Origin of the sequence: Streptomyces sp. NPDC002795, assembly GCF_042888725.1 — a bacterium.
GTDB lineage: Bacteria > Actinomycetota > Actinomycetes > Streptomycetales > Streptomycetaceae > Streptomyces.
On sequence record NZ_JBIAQB010000008.1, the window covers coordinates 21900 to 38746 of the forward strand.

14 protein-coding genes are annotated in these 16847 nt (G+C 71.4%); 9 read left to right on the forward strand and 5 right to left on the reverse strand.

All coding sequences use genetic code 11. The annotated features are described in order from the left end of the window. Positions 1-22: 22 nt before the first annotated feature. Positions 23-1219, reverse strand: coding sequence for an FAD-dependent monooxygenase (locus tag ACFYWS_RS23890; RefSeq protein ID WP_389279887.1), 1197 nt, complete (start codon positions 1217-1219; stop codon positions 23-25). A 246-nt stretch (positions 1220-1465) separates the two neighbouring features. On the opposite strand from ACFYWS_RS23890, the gene ACFYWS_RS23895 reads away from it, so the two are divergent. Then, the gene (locus tag ACFYWS_RS23895; protein WP_389279889.1) at positions 1466-1741 is read left to right on the forward strand and encodes a chaplin; all 276 of its coding nucleotides are present in this window, start codon (positions 1466-1468) and stop codon (positions 1739-1741) included. A gap of 65 nt (positions 1742-1806) precedes the next feature. On the opposite strand, the gene ACFYWS_RS23900 is transcribed toward ACFYWS_RS23895, so the two are convergent. Together ACFYWS_RS23900 and ACFYWS_RS23905 are read right to left on the reverse strand one after the other, a co-directional pair. Continuing rightward, positions 1807-2676, reverse strand: coding sequence for a tyrosinase family protein (locus ACFYWS_RS23900; protein WP_389279891.1), 870 nt, complete (start codon positions 2674-2676; stop codon positions 1807-1809). Positions 2677-2681: 5 nt separating this feature from the next. Then, positions 2682-3128, reverse strand: a complete 447-nt coding sequence (locus tag ACFYWS_RS23905; protein WP_389279893.1) for a tyrosinase family oxidase copper chaperone — start codon at positions 3126-3128, stop codon at positions 2682-2684. A gap of 469 nt (positions 3129-3597) precedes the next feature. Between ACFYWS_RS23905 and ACFYWS_RS23910 the strand changes: the two genes are divergently transcribed. The 8 genes from ACFYWS_RS23910 (at position 3598) to ACFYWS_RS23945 (ending at position 12945) form a co-directional block, all read left to right on the forward strand. Then, positions 3598-4749: a glycosyltransferase family 4 protein gene (locus ACFYWS_RS23910; RefSeq protein WP_389279895.1), complete on the forward strand. Its 1152-nt coding sequence runs from the start codon at positions 3598-3600 to the stop codon at positions 4747-4749. Beyond that, a complete protein-coding gene (locus tag ACFYWS_RS23915) occupies positions 4746-6212 on the forward strand; it encodes an exopolysaccharide biosynthesis polyprenyl glycosylphosphotransferase (protein WP_389279897.1) in 1467 nt (488 codons plus the stop codon). Before ACFYWS_RS23910 ends, ACFYWS_RS23915 begins: the two co-directional genes overlap by 4 nt. 4 nt (positions 6213-6216) lie before the next feature. Further along, positions 6217-7560, forward strand: a complete 1344-nt coding sequence (locus ACFYWS_RS23920) for an O-antigen ligase family protein (RefSeq protein ID WP_389279899.1) — start codon at positions 6217-6219, stop codon at positions 7558-7560. Beyond that, on the forward strand, positions 7557-9242 hold the full coding sequence (murJ, locus tag ACFYWS_RS23925; RefSeq protein WP_389279901.1) for a murein biosynthesis integral membrane protein MurJ: 1686 nt from the start codon (positions 7557-7559) through the stop codon (positions 9240-9242). The genes ACFYWS_RS23920 and murJ overlap by 4 nt, the downstream gene beginning before the upstream one ends. A gap of 70 nt (positions 9243-9312) precedes the next feature. Then, positions 9313-10014, forward strand: coding sequence for a polysaccharide deacetylase family protein (locus tag ACFYWS_RS23930; RefSeq protein WP_389280542.1), 702 nt, complete (start codon positions 9313-9315; stop codon positions 10012-10014). Then, positions 10011-11159 (forward strand): glycosyltransferase, encoded by a 1149-nt coding sequence (locus ACFYWS_RS23935; RefSeq protein WP_389279903.1) that lies wholly within the window; start codon positions 10011-10013, stop codon positions 11157-11159. Before ACFYWS_RS23930 ends, ACFYWS_RS23935 begins: the two co-directional genes overlap by 4 nt. Continuing rightward, the gene (locus ACFYWS_RS23940; RefSeq protein ID WP_389279905.1) at positions 11156-11821 is read left to right on the forward strand and encodes a lipopolysaccharide biosynthesis protein; all 666 of its coding nucleotides are present in this window, start codon (positions 11156-11158) and stop codon (positions 11819-11821) included. Before ACFYWS_RS23935 ends, ACFYWS_RS23940 begins: the two co-directional genes overlap by 4 nt. Then, positions 11821-12945 carry a GNAT family N-acetyltransferase gene (locus tag ACFYWS_RS23945; RefSeq protein ID WP_389279907.1) on the forward strand — a complete coding sequence of 375 codons (1125 nt, stop codon included), beginning with the start codon at positions 11821-11823 and terminating at the stop codon, positions 12943-12945. The genes ACFYWS_RS23940 and ACFYWS_RS23945 overlap by 1 nt, the downstream gene beginning before the upstream one ends. A 52-nt stretch (positions 12946-12997) precedes the next feature. Here ACFYWS_RS23945 and ACFYWS_RS23950 read toward each other — a convergent pair whose 3' ends face one another. Both ACFYWS_RS23950 and ACFYWS_RS23955 read right to left on the reverse strand, forming a co-directional pair. Next, positions 12998-14299: a glycoside hydrolase family 26 protein gene (locus tag ACFYWS_RS23950; protein ID WP_389279909.1), complete on the reverse strand. Its 1302-nt coding sequence runs from the start codon at positions 14297-14299 to the stop codon at positions 12998-13000. Between the two features lie 476 nt (positions 14300-14775). Further along, complete coding sequence (locus ACFYWS_RS23955) at positions 14776-16782, reverse strand: ATP-binding protein (RefSeq protein ID WP_389279911.1); 2007 nt, start codon at positions 16780-16782, stop codon at positions 14776-14778. Positions 16783-16847: the final 65 nt, after the last annotated feature.

A 16847-nucleotide genomic window follows, 5' to 3' on the forward strand; every position in this document is an offset into this window, starting at 1 on the left:
TCTCGCGAGGACCCGCCCGAGGTCACTTGTTCTGGAGCATGCGCGCGACGCGGGGGCCGAGCCAGCGCTTCATCGAGCGCAGGGCCTGCGTATGTTCCACCGCCCGGTCGACACGGTAGTAGAGCTGGGGCGGGACGTGAGGGAGCAGGGGGGAATGACGCTGCCCGAGCAGGGTGAACATCTGGTGGGGTTCCAGGTGGATGTAGCGCGTCAGGTTCTCGTACCAGTTCGCGCTGTGCCGGGCCGCGCTCTGCAGGGGCAGCAACTCGCGCCGACGTTCCCGTTCGTAGCGCACGAGCGCCGCCGGGAGCGGGTCGGGCTCCCGCAGGGCGCGGGCCAGTGCCATGGCGTCCTGCATCGCCAGGGTCGTGCCGGCGCCGATGGAGTAGTGCGTGGTGTGGGCGGCGTCGCCCAGCAGGACCAGGTTGCCGCGGGACCAGACACGGTTGGTCACGGTACGGAACTGCTGCCACTGCGACGGTCCGTCGGTGTCGGTGCGGCCGATGAGCGGATGTCCTCGCAGCACGTCCGCGAAGAGACTTTCGAGGAGTTTCAGGGCGTCGGCCCGCTCCCTGACGTCGAGTCCTAGGCCCGCCCAGGTCTCGGGCGAGCATTCGACGATGCAGGTGCTGTGCGTACCGTCGAAGCCGTAGGCGTAGCACCAGACCCATCCGTGGCCGGTCTCCACGAAGGCGAAGGTGAAGGAGTGGAACACCCGGGTGGTGCCGAGCCAGATGAACCGGTTGTGCCCCAAGCCGGTCCGGGTGCCGAAGTGTTGTGCGTGCTGATCGCGCAGTGTGCTCCGTGCGCCGTCCCCCGCCACGATCACGTCGCCTTCGAGCTCGGCATGGAGCTGCGGGGCCGGTCGGCCGAAGCGGACGTCGACACCGAGTGAGTCCGCCCGCTTGGCGAGGATCTCCAGCAGGCGGTGGCGGCCGATCGCGAAGCCCTCGTCGCCGTGGTGGGTGGTGATGCGGTCGCGGACGTGCGCCACGCCGTCGCTCCAACGGACCGAATGTTCCTCGATGGCACGCGCGGTCACCTCGTCGTGCGCCGCGAGGCGGGTGAGGAAGTCCGGCCAGTAGGTGACACCCCATCCGTAGGTCGACCCCGCGTGGTTCTTCTCGTACACGGTGATGTCCCGGCCGCGACCTTGCAGCTTCAGGAGGATGGCCAGGTACAAGGACCCGGGCCCTCCGCCGACGCAGACCACCTTCATGTGCGCTCTCCTCTGCCGCGGACGCGGCGCTGTCTCAACGATCCGGCATCCGCCGGGCTCTTGATCGGTTCCGGCACGGGCCCGTCGGACGCTGCCGAATGCCGGGTGCCCGCTCGCCTGTTGGGGCTCAATCCTTACCCTTTTCCGGACGTATCCGTGTATCAGCCGTGTCTCCACATGGGTCACGCCGTTGAATGAGCCGACGGCTGCGACCACGCGGCCGCACCTGCACAAAAGGAGAACGTGATGTCTCGCATCGCGAAGGCAGCCGCTGTGGCTGTCGGCACGGGCGCCGTGGTGCTCAGTGGCGCTGGTCTGGCCATGGCTGACGCGGGTGCCCAGGGCGCAGCCGCCAACTCGCCCGGCGTGCTGTCGGGCAACCTGATCCAGGTTCCGGTCCACGTCCCGGTCAACGTCTGCGGCAACACCGTGAACGTCATCGGCGCACTCAACCCGGCCTTCGGCAACACCTGCGCCAACGGCGACGAGGGTGACAAGGGTGACGGCGGCTACGGCGGCTGACGCTCGCTCGCCCCTGACGAGGGCCCCCGGCACACCGTGCCGGGGGCCCTCGTACGTACCGGCACTCACTCGTACCGGTACAGCGACTTGTGTTCGAGCATGTCGCGCAGCGGGGTGTCCCACGGCGGCATGGTGTCTCCCAGGGCCAGTACGCGGCCGCGCTGCGCCTCCCCGAGTGCGGGCGCTTGCGCGGGAAGGTAGCGGGCCGCCTTCGGGCGACGCTGCCGCCACCGCGACCAGCACAGGTCGACGAAGGAGTGGTGGAGCCAGAAGACGGGGTCGTTCACCGAACCGGCGCCGAGCATGTGGCCGCCCACCCAGCGGTGCACCAGATTGTGGTTGAACCACGTGCGGTCGCCGCGCCGGACGGGCCAGCCCTCGAGTCTGTTGCGAAAGCCGCGGGTCGACAGCGAGTTCCACGGCTCCACGTCGTACTCCGACTGGTTCATGGCGTCCGCGAGATCCGCCTTGCTCGGCAGGCCGACCGGGGACTTCGGCCGACCGAAGTCCCGCATCAGGAAGTCGCCGTCCGTCACGGCCGCCCTGATCTTCCAGTGTCCGTGGTGATGCGCGAAGGGCCCCGACGTCACCCGGCGATCGGAGCGTCGGCCGTTGCCCCCGAGGAAGTCGTCCGCCCACAGCGAGACGGCCGGCGTGCGGTCCACGGTCCAGTCCCAGTAGGGAACCGTGACACCCGGGTCCACCCGCTGGAGGGCCCTCTCGAACTCCAGCAGGAACTTGCGGTGCCAGGGGAAGAACGACGGGGTCATGTGCGCCACCCGCAGCCCGCCGTCCCCGTCCCCCACGTAGAAGTCGATGTGCATCCGCACGAACTCGTCGTAGCGACCCGAGCGTTTGACGGCGAGCACCGCGTCCACAAAACGTCGTTTCTGCGCCTTGGTGAGCGTGCGCTGGTTCTGACGTGTGTGCACCATGGGCCTCACATCTCCTGGCCGTGGGACCGCAGTTGCTGGTCGCCGAGCTCTGCCACAGCCCCCTTGGCAGCGGCAAGCGGTGTAGGGCAGGCCATGTAGTGGTCGACCATGCTCAGATAGGTGCCGTCGGCACGGCGCATGAGGTGCAACGGGCGGCCGTCGACGGTGACTTGCCACGCGCCCGCCCCCGCTGCCCCAGACCCGGGCAGCCGGGCGCCGGCGATCCGCCGACCCCTGTGCGTCTCGTCGAACGCCTCGGGCCCAGGCTCCGAATCGTCCCGCTCCAGCGGTCGAACCCGGAGAACGGCGACAGCGCTGCAGACGGATCCGAAGAGGACCAGGCCCGCGCCACGTCTGGTCAGGAACCCCTCAACAGGGCGAGAAGGCCGAACCCGCATTCGGTCACTGAAGCGCACCGGAGATTGGTGTTTCAAGATGTTCTTGATGTTCACAACACCAACATAACCGTGCAGGCGGCGAAACTCGTCAACCGGCGTACGCAGGAAATACGCCTACCGAGACCTCCCGGAAAGCGGCCGTGAACATGCCACACACCACACCCTTCGACCAGAACAGGCGTCCGACGTAAGCGCAATCGACGAACTGTCTCGCAAGTTGAAGACCCGTCAAGGAAGGAGCCCGCTCAGTCATTGAGCCACCACACGAAGCGCCACGACGCGGCGAGTGGGGTTTTCACAAGTCCGACACAATGGTGTATTAAGTGAAGTCACATTCCGGCACCTACACGAGTGCCTCGTTCGAGGCAACATCCACTGCGGAAGTCGACGAGAAAGTACGACTTTCTCAATTCCCCCCTTGACGCCGCAGAGCGTCCACTCATCCCTGAAAGGGAAGCAGGCCGTGCCCCATTCGAAAGGCCGTTTCCTGCGCCGCACGACACCGTCCGAAAAGTAGGTGGCAATGCATGTGACTTCTGCATCCGTCCCGCCGCATGTACTCCACGTGACACAGCCCGCCGACGGCGGAGTGGCGCGCGTGGTGGCGGACCTCGCGCGCATGCAACGGGCAGCGGGCATGACCGTATCCGTGGCCTGCCCCACCTCCGGCGGCCTGCGACACAGCATGGCCGGCCTCGGCGCAGAGGTCCTGGCATGGGAGGCCTCCAGGTCCCCGGGCGCGGGCCTGCTCGGCGAGGGGCGTCGACTCGCCGAGGTGGTGTCGCGGGTACGTCCCGATGTCATCCACGCCCACAGCGCCAAGGCCGGTCTGGTCACCCGGCTCGTGGTGCGCGGACGCGTCCCCACCGTCTTCCAGCCGCACGCCTGGTCCTTCGAGGCCGTCGACGGCGTCGGCGCACGACTGGCCCTCAGGTGGGAGCGGCGCGGCGCGCGCTGGGCGTCCCGGCTGCTCTGCGTCAGCGAGGCCGAGCAGCACACCGGCAGGAGTCACGGGATCGAAGGGGAATGGCGACTCGTCCCCAACGGGGTGGACCTGGACCGCTTCCACCCGGAAGGGCCGACCGGCCGGGACCTCCCCAGCCCTGCCCCGGACGGGCCGCTCGTCGTGTGCGTGGGACGGCTGTGCCGGCAGAAGGGCCAGGACGTCCTCCTCGCGGCGTGGCCCCAGGTGCGCCGAGCGGTGCCGGGAGCTCGTCTCGTCCTCGTGGGGGACGGGCCGGAGGCGGCGCGGCTGCGTGCTGCGGCGCCCGCCTCGGCCACCTTCACGGGGGCGCTCGACGATCCGGTCCGCTGGTACCGGGCCGCGGACCTGGTGGTGCTGCCGTCCCGCTGGGAGGGCATGGCACTCGCTCCCCTGGAGGCCATGGCCTGCGGGAGCCCGGTGCTCGCCACCGATGTGGGCGGCGCCCGCGAGAGCCTGCCGCCCCACCTGGCGGCCCGGTGCCTGACCGCGCCGGACGATCCCCCGGCCCTGGCTGGGGCGTTGGTGGGTCTGCTGCGGGACGCCGAGGGCCTGCGCGCGCTGGGCCGGGCCTCCTGCCGGCACGTACGCGCGCATCACGACGTCCGGCGCACCGCCACGGCGGTCGCGGACGTGTACCGAGAACTTCTGGGGCTGGAGACCATCGAGTGCAAAGTGCCGATCGCGACGTGAGCCGGGAACGAGCCGTCTCTTCGCCCGCCCGACAGCTCGCCGAGGACGACACGGGTGCCTCCGCCGTACTCATCACGCAGCGGGCCCCGGACAGCAGAAGGATCACTCCGGCAGGTGGACCGCCCGCGGGCCCGTACCGCGTGATCCTGATCGCGACGGACGGTACGGCCGCGTTGCTCGGCGCGGTGGTCCTCGCTCCGCTCGCGCAACACCCTTCACTGTTGGCCGGGTTCGTCCTGCTCGTCCTCGTCCTGCTCGGCAGCGCCGGTCTCTATCGGCTCGCCCACGAACAGCACATGCTCGACGACTGCCCGCCGGTCGTCGCTCGTGTCACGGCCGCGTGGTGCGTCCTCACGGCCGTGTGCGTGCCCCTGTCCCTCCTCCAGCGGATTTCGGGGCAGGACCTGCTCCTGGGTTGCGCCACCCAGGTCGTCCTCACCCTGCTGGGGCGGGGTCTTGTCCACTGGCGGCGACGGATCGCCCTGGTGCGCCGTCCGTGCACTGCTCTTCTGGTGGGCCCTGAGCCGGCCGCCTCCCGCGTCGCCTCCGCGCTGCAGCGGCACCCGGCGAGCGGGATCCGTGTCGTGGGCATCGTCGGTGACGGCGCCGTGCCGCGGCGGCAGGACGGTGCGACGTCCGCCCTGCCACTACTGACGACTGTGGAGGACCTGCGGCGCGCGGTGATCCAGAACGACGTCCGGCGGGCGCTCCTGCTGGGCAGCGCCGGCGCCCCGCAGCACCGGTCATGGCTGCGCGCCCTGGCCGAAATGCGCTGCGAGCTCTGGGAGTTGGACCCGGATCCATCACCGTACGTACCTCAGCTGCGCGAGCCGGTCCGGTACCTGGCGGGGTTCCGCTGCCGCCCCCTCGTGGGCCCGCGCCTCCCGCTCCGCCCCGGCAAGCGGGCGCTGGACGTGGTCGTCTCCGCGCTGTTGCTGGTGCTGGCCGGCCCGCTGCTGGCGACGTGCGCACTGTGGCTGCGCGTCAGCGAGGGGCCCGGCGTCGTCTTCCGACAGGAGCGCATCGGCAAGGACGGCCGACCGTTCACCCTGCTCAAGTTCCGCACCCACCGCCCCGCCGACCCCCTCGAGTCCGCGACGCGCTGGAGCGTCGCAGGCGACCACCACATGCCGTGGTTCTGCCGCTTCCTGCGCCGCACCTCGCTCGACGAGCTGCTCCAGCTGTGGAACGTCTTCCGCGGCGACATGAGTCTGGTCGGCCCGCGCCCCGAACGCCCCTACTTCGTCAGGCAGTTCACCGAAGCCCACCCAGGTTACGACGAACGGCACCGCATGCCGACCGGGATCACCGGTCTTGCCCAGATCAACGGGCTGCGCGGCGACACGTCCATCGAGGACCGCTGCCGGTACGACAACGCGTACATCGCCGACTGGTCGCTGTGGCGGGACATCACCATCCTGCTGCGCACAGCCGGCGAATTCTTCCGGCCGACGGGGAGCTGACGACGTGACCGTTCTCCCCGCCGTCACCGGCCCGCGCACCAGCCCCCTGACCACAGGGTGGCGGGGTGTGCGCCGCGCCGGTCCCGTGCTCCCGGCCCTGCTCCTGGTCGGCATGCTCGCCCTGCCGATCGGCGCGAGCGAGGGCGGCGGGGGCACGCCGGCCGACGCCGTCTCCGGCCTCGTCGTCGTCTTCTGCGCCCTACGGCTCGCGCGCAACCAGGAGCGCCCGCTGACCCGCACCGGATTCATCGTGCTGGGATTGCCCGTCGTCGCCGTCGCGGTGGCCGCCCTCGGAGCGGGCTCGGCGGCGAACGCCCTGGAGGGGGCGGCACGTTACTACCAGATCCTCGTCCTCGTCCCGGCCGCCGTGCTGCTGATGATGCGCGACCGGGACCACTTCCGGCTGGTCGCCTGGGCGCTGGTGGCCCTCGCGCTGTGGCAGGGCGCGATCGGTGTCCACCAGTACCTGACCGGGACGGGCGCCTCGTACGCGGGACAGGACATCCGGGCCGTCGGCACGTTCGGCGCGTCGGATGTGATGGGCATGTCCACCGTGGTCGCGTACGGGCTGGTCTGCGCGGTGGCCCTGTCCCTCGGCGGAGAGACACCGCGCGTACGGATCGCCGCCCGCCTCTGCGCACTGGCACTCGTGGTTCCGCTGGCGCTCTCCTTCAGCCGCGGGGCCTGGATCGCCACCGCCGTGGTCTGCGTCCTGCAGATCGTGCTCGGCGGACTGCGCCGCGCCGCCCGGCTGCTCGCCGTCGCGCTCGCCGCGGGGGTCGTCCTCGTCGGCGGGTTCGGCGTGGGGACGTCGATGCTGGAGGAGCGCCTGAGCAGCATCACGCAGGTCACCGCGGCACCGGACCAGTCCGTCACGGACCGGTACACGATGTGGGCGGCGGCGATCGACATGTGGCAGGAGCACCCGGCCACCGGGGTCGGGCTCAAGAACTTCCCCGCCTACCGCGACAGTCACGCCTCGATCGCCCTGTCCGCCGGAAGCGACGTGGCCGGTGCCGGAGCGGAGTACCACCGCCAGCCGCTGCTGTCGCCGCACAACATGTACCTGCTGCTGCTGAGCGAGCAGGGACTGCTCGGCCTGTGCGCCGTAGTGGGGTCCTGGGCCGCGCTGTTGGTGTGCGGCGTGCGGCGACTCGCCGCCACACACCAACGCGGTGACCGCCTCGACTGCGCGCTCATCGGCTGCGGCCTGCTCACCTGGCAGATGGTCGATTTCGTCTACTCGGACATCGGAGGCCCGTCCACGATGCTGACCGCCGTCGTGTTCGGTCTGGCCGCTTGGTGGGCCCTGTCCCCGGCGGCGTCCGGGACGGCGGGCGGGCGATGAAACGCGCTCTGCCCGCCGGCCGGGACAAGGCCCTGCTCTCCCCCGTGGTGCCGGCCCAGCAGCCGGCTCATGACGAATTCGGCCACGGTGGTGACGAGCACCGCGCGTCCACCACTTTCCTGGCCCGCTTCGCCCTGTTGACCGCCGGCCTCTCGGCCGCCGGGGCGCTGCTCGGCCTGGGACGCGACCAGGCGCTGGCCCAGCTCTTCGGTGCGGGCCCCCAGACGGACGCCTTCCTCGTGGCGTGGACCGTCCCCGAGGTGGCATCGACGCTGCTCATCGAGGACGGACTCGCCTTCATGCTCGTCCCCGCCTTCAGTGCCGCGATCGCCGCACGCGCCGCGGCCGGACCGCGGCCTCGGGCACAGGACCCGGTGCGGGCCCTGGTGGCCGGTTCGCTGCCCCGCCTCGCACTGGCCTTCATGGCGTGCTCCACGCTCCTGATGGTCGGTGCGCGGCCCCTGGTCGCGCTGCTCGCCCCCGGTCTGCCCGATCCGCAACTCGCCGTCGACTGCACGCGATTGACCGCGACATGTGTGCTGACCTTCGGGCTCACCGGGTACTGCAGTGCCGCGCTGCGCGCCCACGGCAGCTTCCTGCCACCGGCTGCCATCTACATCGCCTACAACACGGGCATCATCGCCACCCTTCTGGTGCTGGCCGACCGCTGGGGCGTGCGCGCCGCGGCCGCGGGTGTGGCCGTGGGGGGCTGTCTGATGGTGCTCGTGCAGGCGCCTTCGCTGTGGCGGCGCCTGAAGCGCGCGGCCCCACGCCCCCGCACGGTCGGGGAAGGCGAGGCAGCTGCCCCTGCGCCGAGCCGACGGTCGATGAACCTGGCCATGATCGCTGTCGTGCTGCTGTTCGCGCTGTGCCGGCAGTCGCAGGTCTTCATCGAGCGCTTCCTCGCCTCTTCCCTGCCGTCCGGAGCCATCTCCCAGCTCAACTACGCGCAGAAGATCGCACAGTTGCCGATGGTGCTCTCCCTCATGCTGTGCACCGTCACCTTCCCCGTCGTGGCGAAGGCCCTGGCGCGGGGAGACATCGAGCAGGCACGGGACCGCGTCGAACGTGATGTCGCGCTGGCGGCCTGCATCGTCCTGTCCGGCGCCGCCGTGGTGTTCACCTGCGCCCCGCAGATCGTCCAACTCCTCTTCCAGCACGGCGCGTTCACGGCCGAGGACACCGCGTCCACCGCGGCCGTCATGCGGGTCTACTCCCTCGGCCTGCTCGGGCACTGCCTCGTCGGGGCGCTGGTGCGCTCCTACTTCTCCGCCGGCCGTCCCACCTGGTACCCGGTGGCCTCGATGGCCGCCGGCATGATCCTCACGGCCGTCGCCGGGATCTGGGCCGTCGGCGTCTGGGGCGTCAGCGGCATCGCGTCCGCGAACGCTCTGGGCATCACGTTCACCGCCCTGCTGCTCCTGACGGCCATGGGCAGGCGCAGTGTGCCCGTACGGCTTCCCGTGGTGCTGCTCGAACTCGCCAAGACGCTGCTCGCGGCGGTGACCGCCACGGCCGCCGGGCTGCTGTGCGCGGCCCGGATCGAGCAACCGCTGGGCTCCCTCGCCGCCGGTTGCCTGGCCATCGGGGCCGTGTTCGGCCTCCTGCTGTGGGCCCTGAAGGTCCAGGCGTTTTCGCCCGCCGTCCGCCTCGCGACCAGAAAGCTCCGCCATGCTCGATGAATCAGCGTTCCAGGGACCCTGTGGATCCCGCCCGGGGGGCCTGCTGCCCGGCAGGTCTCCATGGGTGGCGATGTACCACTCCGTGGACGACTCCCCCGACGACCCGTACAACGTCACCGTCACCCCCGAGCGCCTGCGGCAGCAGCTGAGCTGGCTGCGCTCGCGCGGGCTGCGGGGGGTCGGCGTCACGGAGCTCCTCGACGCCCGCAGGCGCGGAGCCGGACGCGGTCTGGTCGGCCTGAGCTTCGACGACGGCTACACGGACTTCCTCGAGAACGCCCTGCCGATGCTGAAGCACTACGGGTGCACGGCCACGGTGTTCGTCCTCGCCGGTCGGCTCGGCGGGGACAACGCGTGGGACGCCGAAGGTCCGCGCAAGCCCCTGCTGACCGCGCAGGGAATCAGGACGGTCGCGGCGGCCGGCATGGAGATCGGGTCGCACGGCCTCATGCACGTGGACCTCACCGGCGTCGACGAGACGGCGCGCCGGGCCGAGATCCAGCAGAGCAGGGCGCGGCTCGCCGAGCTCACCGGCGGCCCGGTGCACGGCTTCTGCTACCCCTACGGAAGCCTCGACCGGCAGGTGGTGGAGGCGGTCCGCCTCGCGGGCTACCGCTACGGCTGCGCCGTCTCCCCGGGCCCGCTGGCCGGCATCCACGCCCTGCCCCGGGTGTTCGTCGGACAGCGCGACACCCCGTGGCGCCTCGAACTCAAGCGCCGGATCCGCCCCGGACGAAGACATTCATGGGAAGTCGCGGAGGGGGCCCGGTGAAGGCCCTGCACATCATCACCGGCCTGGGAGCCGGCGGCGCTGAACAGCAACTGCGCCTGCTCGTACGCCATTTGCCGGGCACTCACGACGTGCTCACCCTGACCAATCCGGGGCAGGTCGCCACCGGACTGCGCCAGGACGGCGTGCGTGTCGCCCACCTCGGTATGGCGGGCAACCGGGACGCGCGGGCGCTGCCCCGCCTCGTGCGGTTCGTCCGTGACGGGCGCTACGACCTCGTCCACACCCACCTCTACCGGGCCTGTCTGTACGGCCGCGTCGCCGCGCGGATGGCGGGTGTGCGGGCGGTCGTCGCCACGGAGCACTCCCTGGGCGACGAGCAGATCGAGGGCCGCGCGCTCACCCCGGGGGTGCGGGCCCTGTATCTGGCGGGCGAGCGGCTGGGCAGGGCGACGATCGCCGTCTCGCCCGCGGTGGCCGAGCGGCTGCGCCGGTGGGGCGTGGCGCCACACCGCGTGCACGTGGTGCCGAACGGCGTCGACGTCCCTCGCTTCGCCTTCGACGCCGCGGCACGCGCCGCCACGCGCCGCGAACTCGGCCTGCCCGCCGACGCGTTCGTGATCGGCGGTGTCGGGCGGCTGGTCGCGGGCAAGCGGTTCGACGTACTGATCGACGCGCTGCGCGACCTGCCCGGCGACGTACGCCTGCTGCTTGTCGGCACCGGGCCCGAGGAGCAGGTCCTGCGCCGGGCGGCGCGTCGGGCCGACGTGTCCGACCGGGTCGTCCTCGCCGGGGAGCGCCCGCACACGGCCACGGGCATCGGCCCGCCCGGGGCCGTGATCGACCTGCCGGCCCTGATGTCCGCGATGGACGTGCTGGCCTCACCGTCCGCCGACGAGGCGTTCGGCCTGGCCGTGGTGGAGGCGCAGGCCAGCGGGCTGCCCGTGCTCTACGTCAGCTGCCCCGCGGTCGACGACCTGCCTGCGGGGATCGGGGCCCACGCCGCCCGCCTCCCCTGTGCTCCCTCCGCGTTCGTCCGTGAAGTCACCAGAACCCGCGCCGAGTCGGCAGGCCCCAGGTCGCCGTCGCAGGCCGCTCTCCACTACAGCATCGCCGGCAGCGCCGCCCTGCACCACGAGGTGTACGCGACGGCCCTGGGCGCACCGACACCAGGAGTGATGACGTGAAAACCGCAACCGCAACCGCACCGGACACCGACGCCTCCCGCGCACGGTTCGCCCGTATCGGCCCCGCCACGGGGAAGCTGCCGCGGTGGTGGCCCCTACCCGCGGCCATCGTGGTCGGTGCGCTCGCCGGTGGTGTGTACGGCGCGGTGAGCACGCCGCAGTACACGGCGACGAGCTATGTGATCGCCGTACCCACGAAGAAGTCCGACCCGATGTCCGCGCTGGGCTTCGCCCAGGCGTACAGCCGGGTGGCCACACAGGTCGCGGTGCTGGCCGACGCCCAGGACACCGCGGGCGTATCGGTCCAGGCCCTGAAGTCGCAGGTGCGTGCCGAGACGTCGCCCGACGCCCCCATGGTCGCTCTGTCGGCGTCGGCGGCCGAGCCCGCCCGGGCCAAGAAGATGGCTGACGCCGTCGCCCGCGCCCTCACCAGCAGCGCGAGCCACGCCAAGTCCGACACACACGTGAAACTCCTGCGCTTCACCAAGGCCGCGCAACCGACGGAGCCCTCGACGCCGTCCACCGCGCTGACCACGCTCGTGGGCGGATGCGCGGGCGGACTGCTGGGCGGGCTCGCGTTGCTGGTCCGCCCACGCCGCGAGCCCGGGGCGGCCTCGGTTCCGGCACCCGCCGCAGCGGCCGGGATGCGAGGTGGCGCCTGATGAATCGAGCCGGGGGCGAGCCTGTCGTCACGGTGTGCACGGGCACCGCCGAGTTCGAGTCCCTGCGCGGGGAGTGGGACCGCCTGTACCGGTCCTCACCGACCGCGACCCCTTTCCAGAGCCATGCCTGGCTACACTCGTGGTGGCTCTCCTACGGCCGCTCGGGCCGGCTTCGCGTCGTGCTGGTCCGCCGGGAGGGCAGGCTTGTCGCGGCCGCCCCGCTGATGCTGCGACTGCGTCCTTTCCCGGTGCTGACGCCGCTCGGGGCGGGGATCTCCGACTTCGGCGACGTACTCGTCGACGACGGGGACGCCGGATCGGGCGGGTGCGCGGTCACGGGGCTGGGCACGGGGCTGTGGAGGCTGGCCAGGGGGGCGGCCATCGACCTCCGAGAGGTCAGGCCGGGCAGTGCGCTGCGAACGCTGCACGACAACTGGCCGGGCCCGCGGCGCCGTTTCGACGACTCGGCATGCCTGGAGCTGCCCGCCCTGCCGATGGACGAGCTGGTGCGGCGACTGCCGCGGCCCACGGCGCAGCGGGCACGGGCCAAGATGCGCAAGCTGGACGCCAGCGGGATCGAACGCCGGGTCGTTCCTGCCGCGCAGGTCGGCCCCGCTGTGCATCGACTGCTCGCACTCCACCAACTGCAGTGGCAGGGCCGCGGGGTGACGACCGAGCACGTGAAGCCGCGCTTCGCCGAGCACCTGTCCCGCTCGGCCACCCACATGGCGGAGGCGGGCGACGCGGTGGTCACGGAGTTCACCCTGGACGACCGCGTCGTGGCGGCCGACCTGACCTTCGTGTCACCACGGCTCGCGGGCGGCTATCTCTACGGCGCCCACCCTCTGTTGAGGGAGCGCAAGATCGACGTGTCCACGATGCTGCTGCGCTCGTGCACCGAGCACCTGCGGGACGCTCCACGGGCCCAGGTCCTGAGCCTGCTGCGCGGCACCGAGCCGTACAAGATGCACTGGCGTCCCGAGCAACTCCGCAACCAGCGGCTCCTGTTGGCGCGCCCGAGCTCCGCACCCCAGTTGGCCGCGCTCGTCGCCGGCATCCGCGCCCGCTCCGCCGCGAAGCTGGCGCGGGCCGCCTGGAGAGAGCGCGGTGGCGGCCGGGCCTAGAGACCGGGCCGCCACCGTTTGGCCAGCTGTGCCGCTTGCGATCGAGCCGGTCTCAGGAAGTCCGCTCCCACCAGTCGAACCGGACACACACCGTGCCACCGAGCCAGCGCTCGACCCAGTCGCCCAGAGGGATCTGGTGACACTTCGCCGGACGCGTCGGCTTGGTCGGCGGGGTCGGCCTGGTCGGCTTGGTTGTCGTGTCACGTCCGGCCAGCGTGGCCCGGTAGACCTTCGACGCCTTCGGATTCTCGTCGCACTGCCACACACCGTGCGGGCAGTAGTCCGTCAAGGTGTTGTAGAGCGGCTTGTACTTGTCCATCCAGGCGAGCATGCGCCGCATGTACTCGGGGTTGTCGCCGTTGCGGAACAGTCCCCACTCCGGATAGGAGATCGGCTTGCCGTGCTCCTTGGCGAACTCGACCTGCTTCCGCAGTCCGTAGGGCTCGGACACCTGCTCGTCGAAGGACTTGCCCGCAGGCTGGTCGTACGCGTCCATCCCGACGATGTCGACGACGTCGTCGCCCGGGTAGCACTTGGTCCACGGCACGGCGTCCAGGCCGCGGCTCGGCGTGAAGTCGAAGCGGAACCTCTGCCCCGGCACGGCGCGCATCGTCGTGACGATCCGCGTCCAGTACTTCTTCCACGCCGCGGGATCGGGGCCACAGCGGTGCGTATAGGTGACGCCGTTCATCTCCCAGCCGAGCACCACCACGGTGTCCGGCACCTTCAGATCGACCAGGCGCTCGGCCAGGACCTTGAAGTGCGCGTCGAAGTCACCGGCCGCGCCCCGCCGCAGCAGCGTGCGCACCTCCGCGTCGGGCAGTCCTGCCTCGTTGCGCTCCAGCATGGGCACGTTGAGCACGAAGAGCCTGTCGTCGCTCGCCCTGCGCCACTTGGCCCAGCTGTCGAGGAACGTCGGCGCGCCCTCGATGTTGCTCCACCTGTCGCCGGGCAGGTAGGTGTGCCCCACGCGCACATCGGCCCCGCCCAGCCAGCCCGACAGTTTCGTCATACGCGTCATGCCCTGGGGCCCGTAGTCCAGATAGGCGCCGAACGCGGGGAACTCGTGCCGCGAGTCCGTCCCGGAGGGCGGCGCGGGCGGACTCGGGGGCGGACTGGGGCTCACGGCGGTCTCGGAGCTCGCGGGCGTACTCGACGATGCGGAGGGCTTGGGGCTCGCCGAGGCCGAGGGCGACGGGTCGGCCGAGCCGGACGGGCCCGGGCCGCTGCGCGGGGTGGCGTCCGCACGCTCGATGGACACCGGTCCCGAGGCGACCACCAGCGGGACCAGAACGGCCGCCGAGATCAGCGAAAGCCGTCTTCGATTCGTCCATCGGGGTCTCTTTCCGACCATGTCTTCTCCCTGTTCCGCACTCGCTCCATTGCTGACACTGAGTCATATGAACGCGCACGGCGCCAATCGTGGGCCGCCCGATCCCCGCCTCCCGTCACTCTCATGGGTCAGCTCCCGCAGGCCCGGACCGGGACCTCCACGGACTCCGGCGTGCGCACCGGACCCATACAGGTCACGGGCTGCGCACTCGACGCAGCGGATCGCTCGTACCCCCGCACCCCAATTGGGGTGACGTTGCGGGCAAACGAGTGAACACGCCCCTCGCGGTGAGCTCGACGGTGGTCCACTGGCACCCGGCATGAGAGTGCCCGCGCTGCCTCCCTCCCAGCCGTCGGCTTCACGCCGTGGGGGAGGCAGCCGCTCAGCCCCGCGCTCCCCCGGAGCCGAGGCCGGCCGACGCGGCAACACGGCGAACCGTGCGCCGTTGAGGGCGAGTTGACGGTTCGAACAGTCGGCTCGCTTCGGGCGGGCAGGTGTCAGGCGGTCGGGTGGGCATTGGGCGCATCGGGCATCGCCGGGCGGATCCGCAACGCCTTCACACCACCCTGCGTGGCGACAAGGAGAACGCCGTCGGGGGACATGTCGGTACCCGTGAAGGGTGTGGCGGACACCAGAGCTGTGACGATCTTCGAGTCGTCCTTCTGCTCGCCACGACGCCAGACGCGCACGTAGTCGGAGCCACGGCTGAACCCGAGCGGGCCCGCGGCGCGCTCGTCGTCCGAGGGGCGCTGGATCCGGGTCGGGTCGGCAGCGATGACGGCGCCGGTGGTGAGGTCGTGCACGAGTGCGGCGGGGGCCTCGGGGTCGTCGGCCTTCAACGGGCTTGATCCCGGGGTGCCTTGAGGAACCACGCTGACGGCGACCGCGAGCGGGCCCTGCTCCCCCGGCAGGCTGCCGACCGTCACACCGTCGACCCCGGCGACCGACACACTCCACAACGTGTGCCAGGGAAGCGCGGGCAGCGCCCCGCGCAACACCGCCGCGTACTCCGGCAGCCCGTCCTCGACGAACGCGGTCTCCAGGAACGCCGCCCGCAGAATGGCGGGCGCTTGCGTCCGGGTGAGCAGTGGGGCCGTACGCAGATACGTGCGCGCCGGTGCATCCAACTGCTCGTAGGGCAGGGTCTCCACCGCGGCGCGCAGCAGCACCGGATCGGCGTGGGCGAACAGGTTGGGGTCGGTGAGGAGCCGGGGCAGCAGTCCGGCCTCCAGGGTGTGTCCCGCGATGCGGTCGCGTACGTACTCCCCCGCCTTCGCCCAGTCCTGGTCGGGGACGGCCTCCAGCAGCTCCATGGCGATACGCGCCTGCGCGCCCGGCACATCCGGGATGCCCGCCCGGACGGCCTCGCCGATGCCCGGGTGTTGCAGTGCTACGAGCGTCCGCTCGTTCTCGGGGATGCCCTCGGGGATGTCTTCGGCGGCCCTCTCGACGGGACGGATGAAGGGCGCGGCGAGCAGCATGCCCCGTGCCATGTCCTCGCTCATGTCCCGCTCGGCGACGGCGGAGGCCAGCGGGGTCACCAGGTGCACGGGCAGGCCTTCGCCCTCGGCGAGGGCGAGGGGCGCGAGGATCTGCCGCAGGGCGCGGGGGTGGGCGCCGAGCCGCTGGGCGTGCAGATCGAGCGCTTCGCCTACGCTGCCGGGGAGTTGGCCGGCATCGGCCGGGTCGAACCCTTCCGGGTGCGTCAGGATCGACTGCACGGCGAGGTGTGCGGTCAGGCGGCTGCCCGCGCCGTCGCCCGCGTGCCGGGCGATCGCCTCGGCGAGCGCCCTTCGAGCGTCGGGGTCGGTCGTGAACGGCAGCTGAGGGGCGCCGAATTGGGGGTTGAGGAGCGCCTCTGCCTGGAGCACGAGCCCTTCGGGGTCGGCCCACTCGGGTGCGTCGAGGTCGATGATCCGGGCCGCTCCGGACGGCAGGCTCTCGGCGAGTTCGGCGGCGAACTCCCGGGGTACGTCGGCGAGAAGGCGTACGGACTCGACGGCGGCGAGGGGCTTCAGCACGTCCCGCACCACACGCGCGGGCTCCCCCGCCCCTCGCACGGGACCGGCCCGGTCCACATCCGGCACGACGATCGTCACCGGCTGCCCGGACGCGGCGAGCCGGCCGAGTTCGGGGAAGATGTCGGCGGTGCGGGTCACGGACAGCCCGTAGTGATCGGCGAGCAGCCACAGGATCTGCGCCGCCGTCAGCCCGTCGACGCTCGGCACCGAGGGCGCGGGCAGATCCGGCGGCACGGTCGCCGGATCGAAGGCGTCCAGCACCAGCCCCTTGCGGTACTCCGGGTCGCAGAGCATCAGGAACCCCGTGAGCAACCGCGAACACCCGGTACCCGGGCTCCCGGTCAGGATGACGACCCGGGGCGCGCCCGGCCACTCCATCCGCCACGCGGCGAGCGCACGCAGCGCGGCGTTGCGCCCCCCGATGTAGGGGTGCGGCTCGTAGGTGGCCTGGGCCCGCTCTGGGGCCTGGGTCGGGCTGGTCATCGTTCCCCCGTTGTCCTGTCCGTCCGACACCGTCACATCGTGTTGACCGTACGACGTTCATCCTA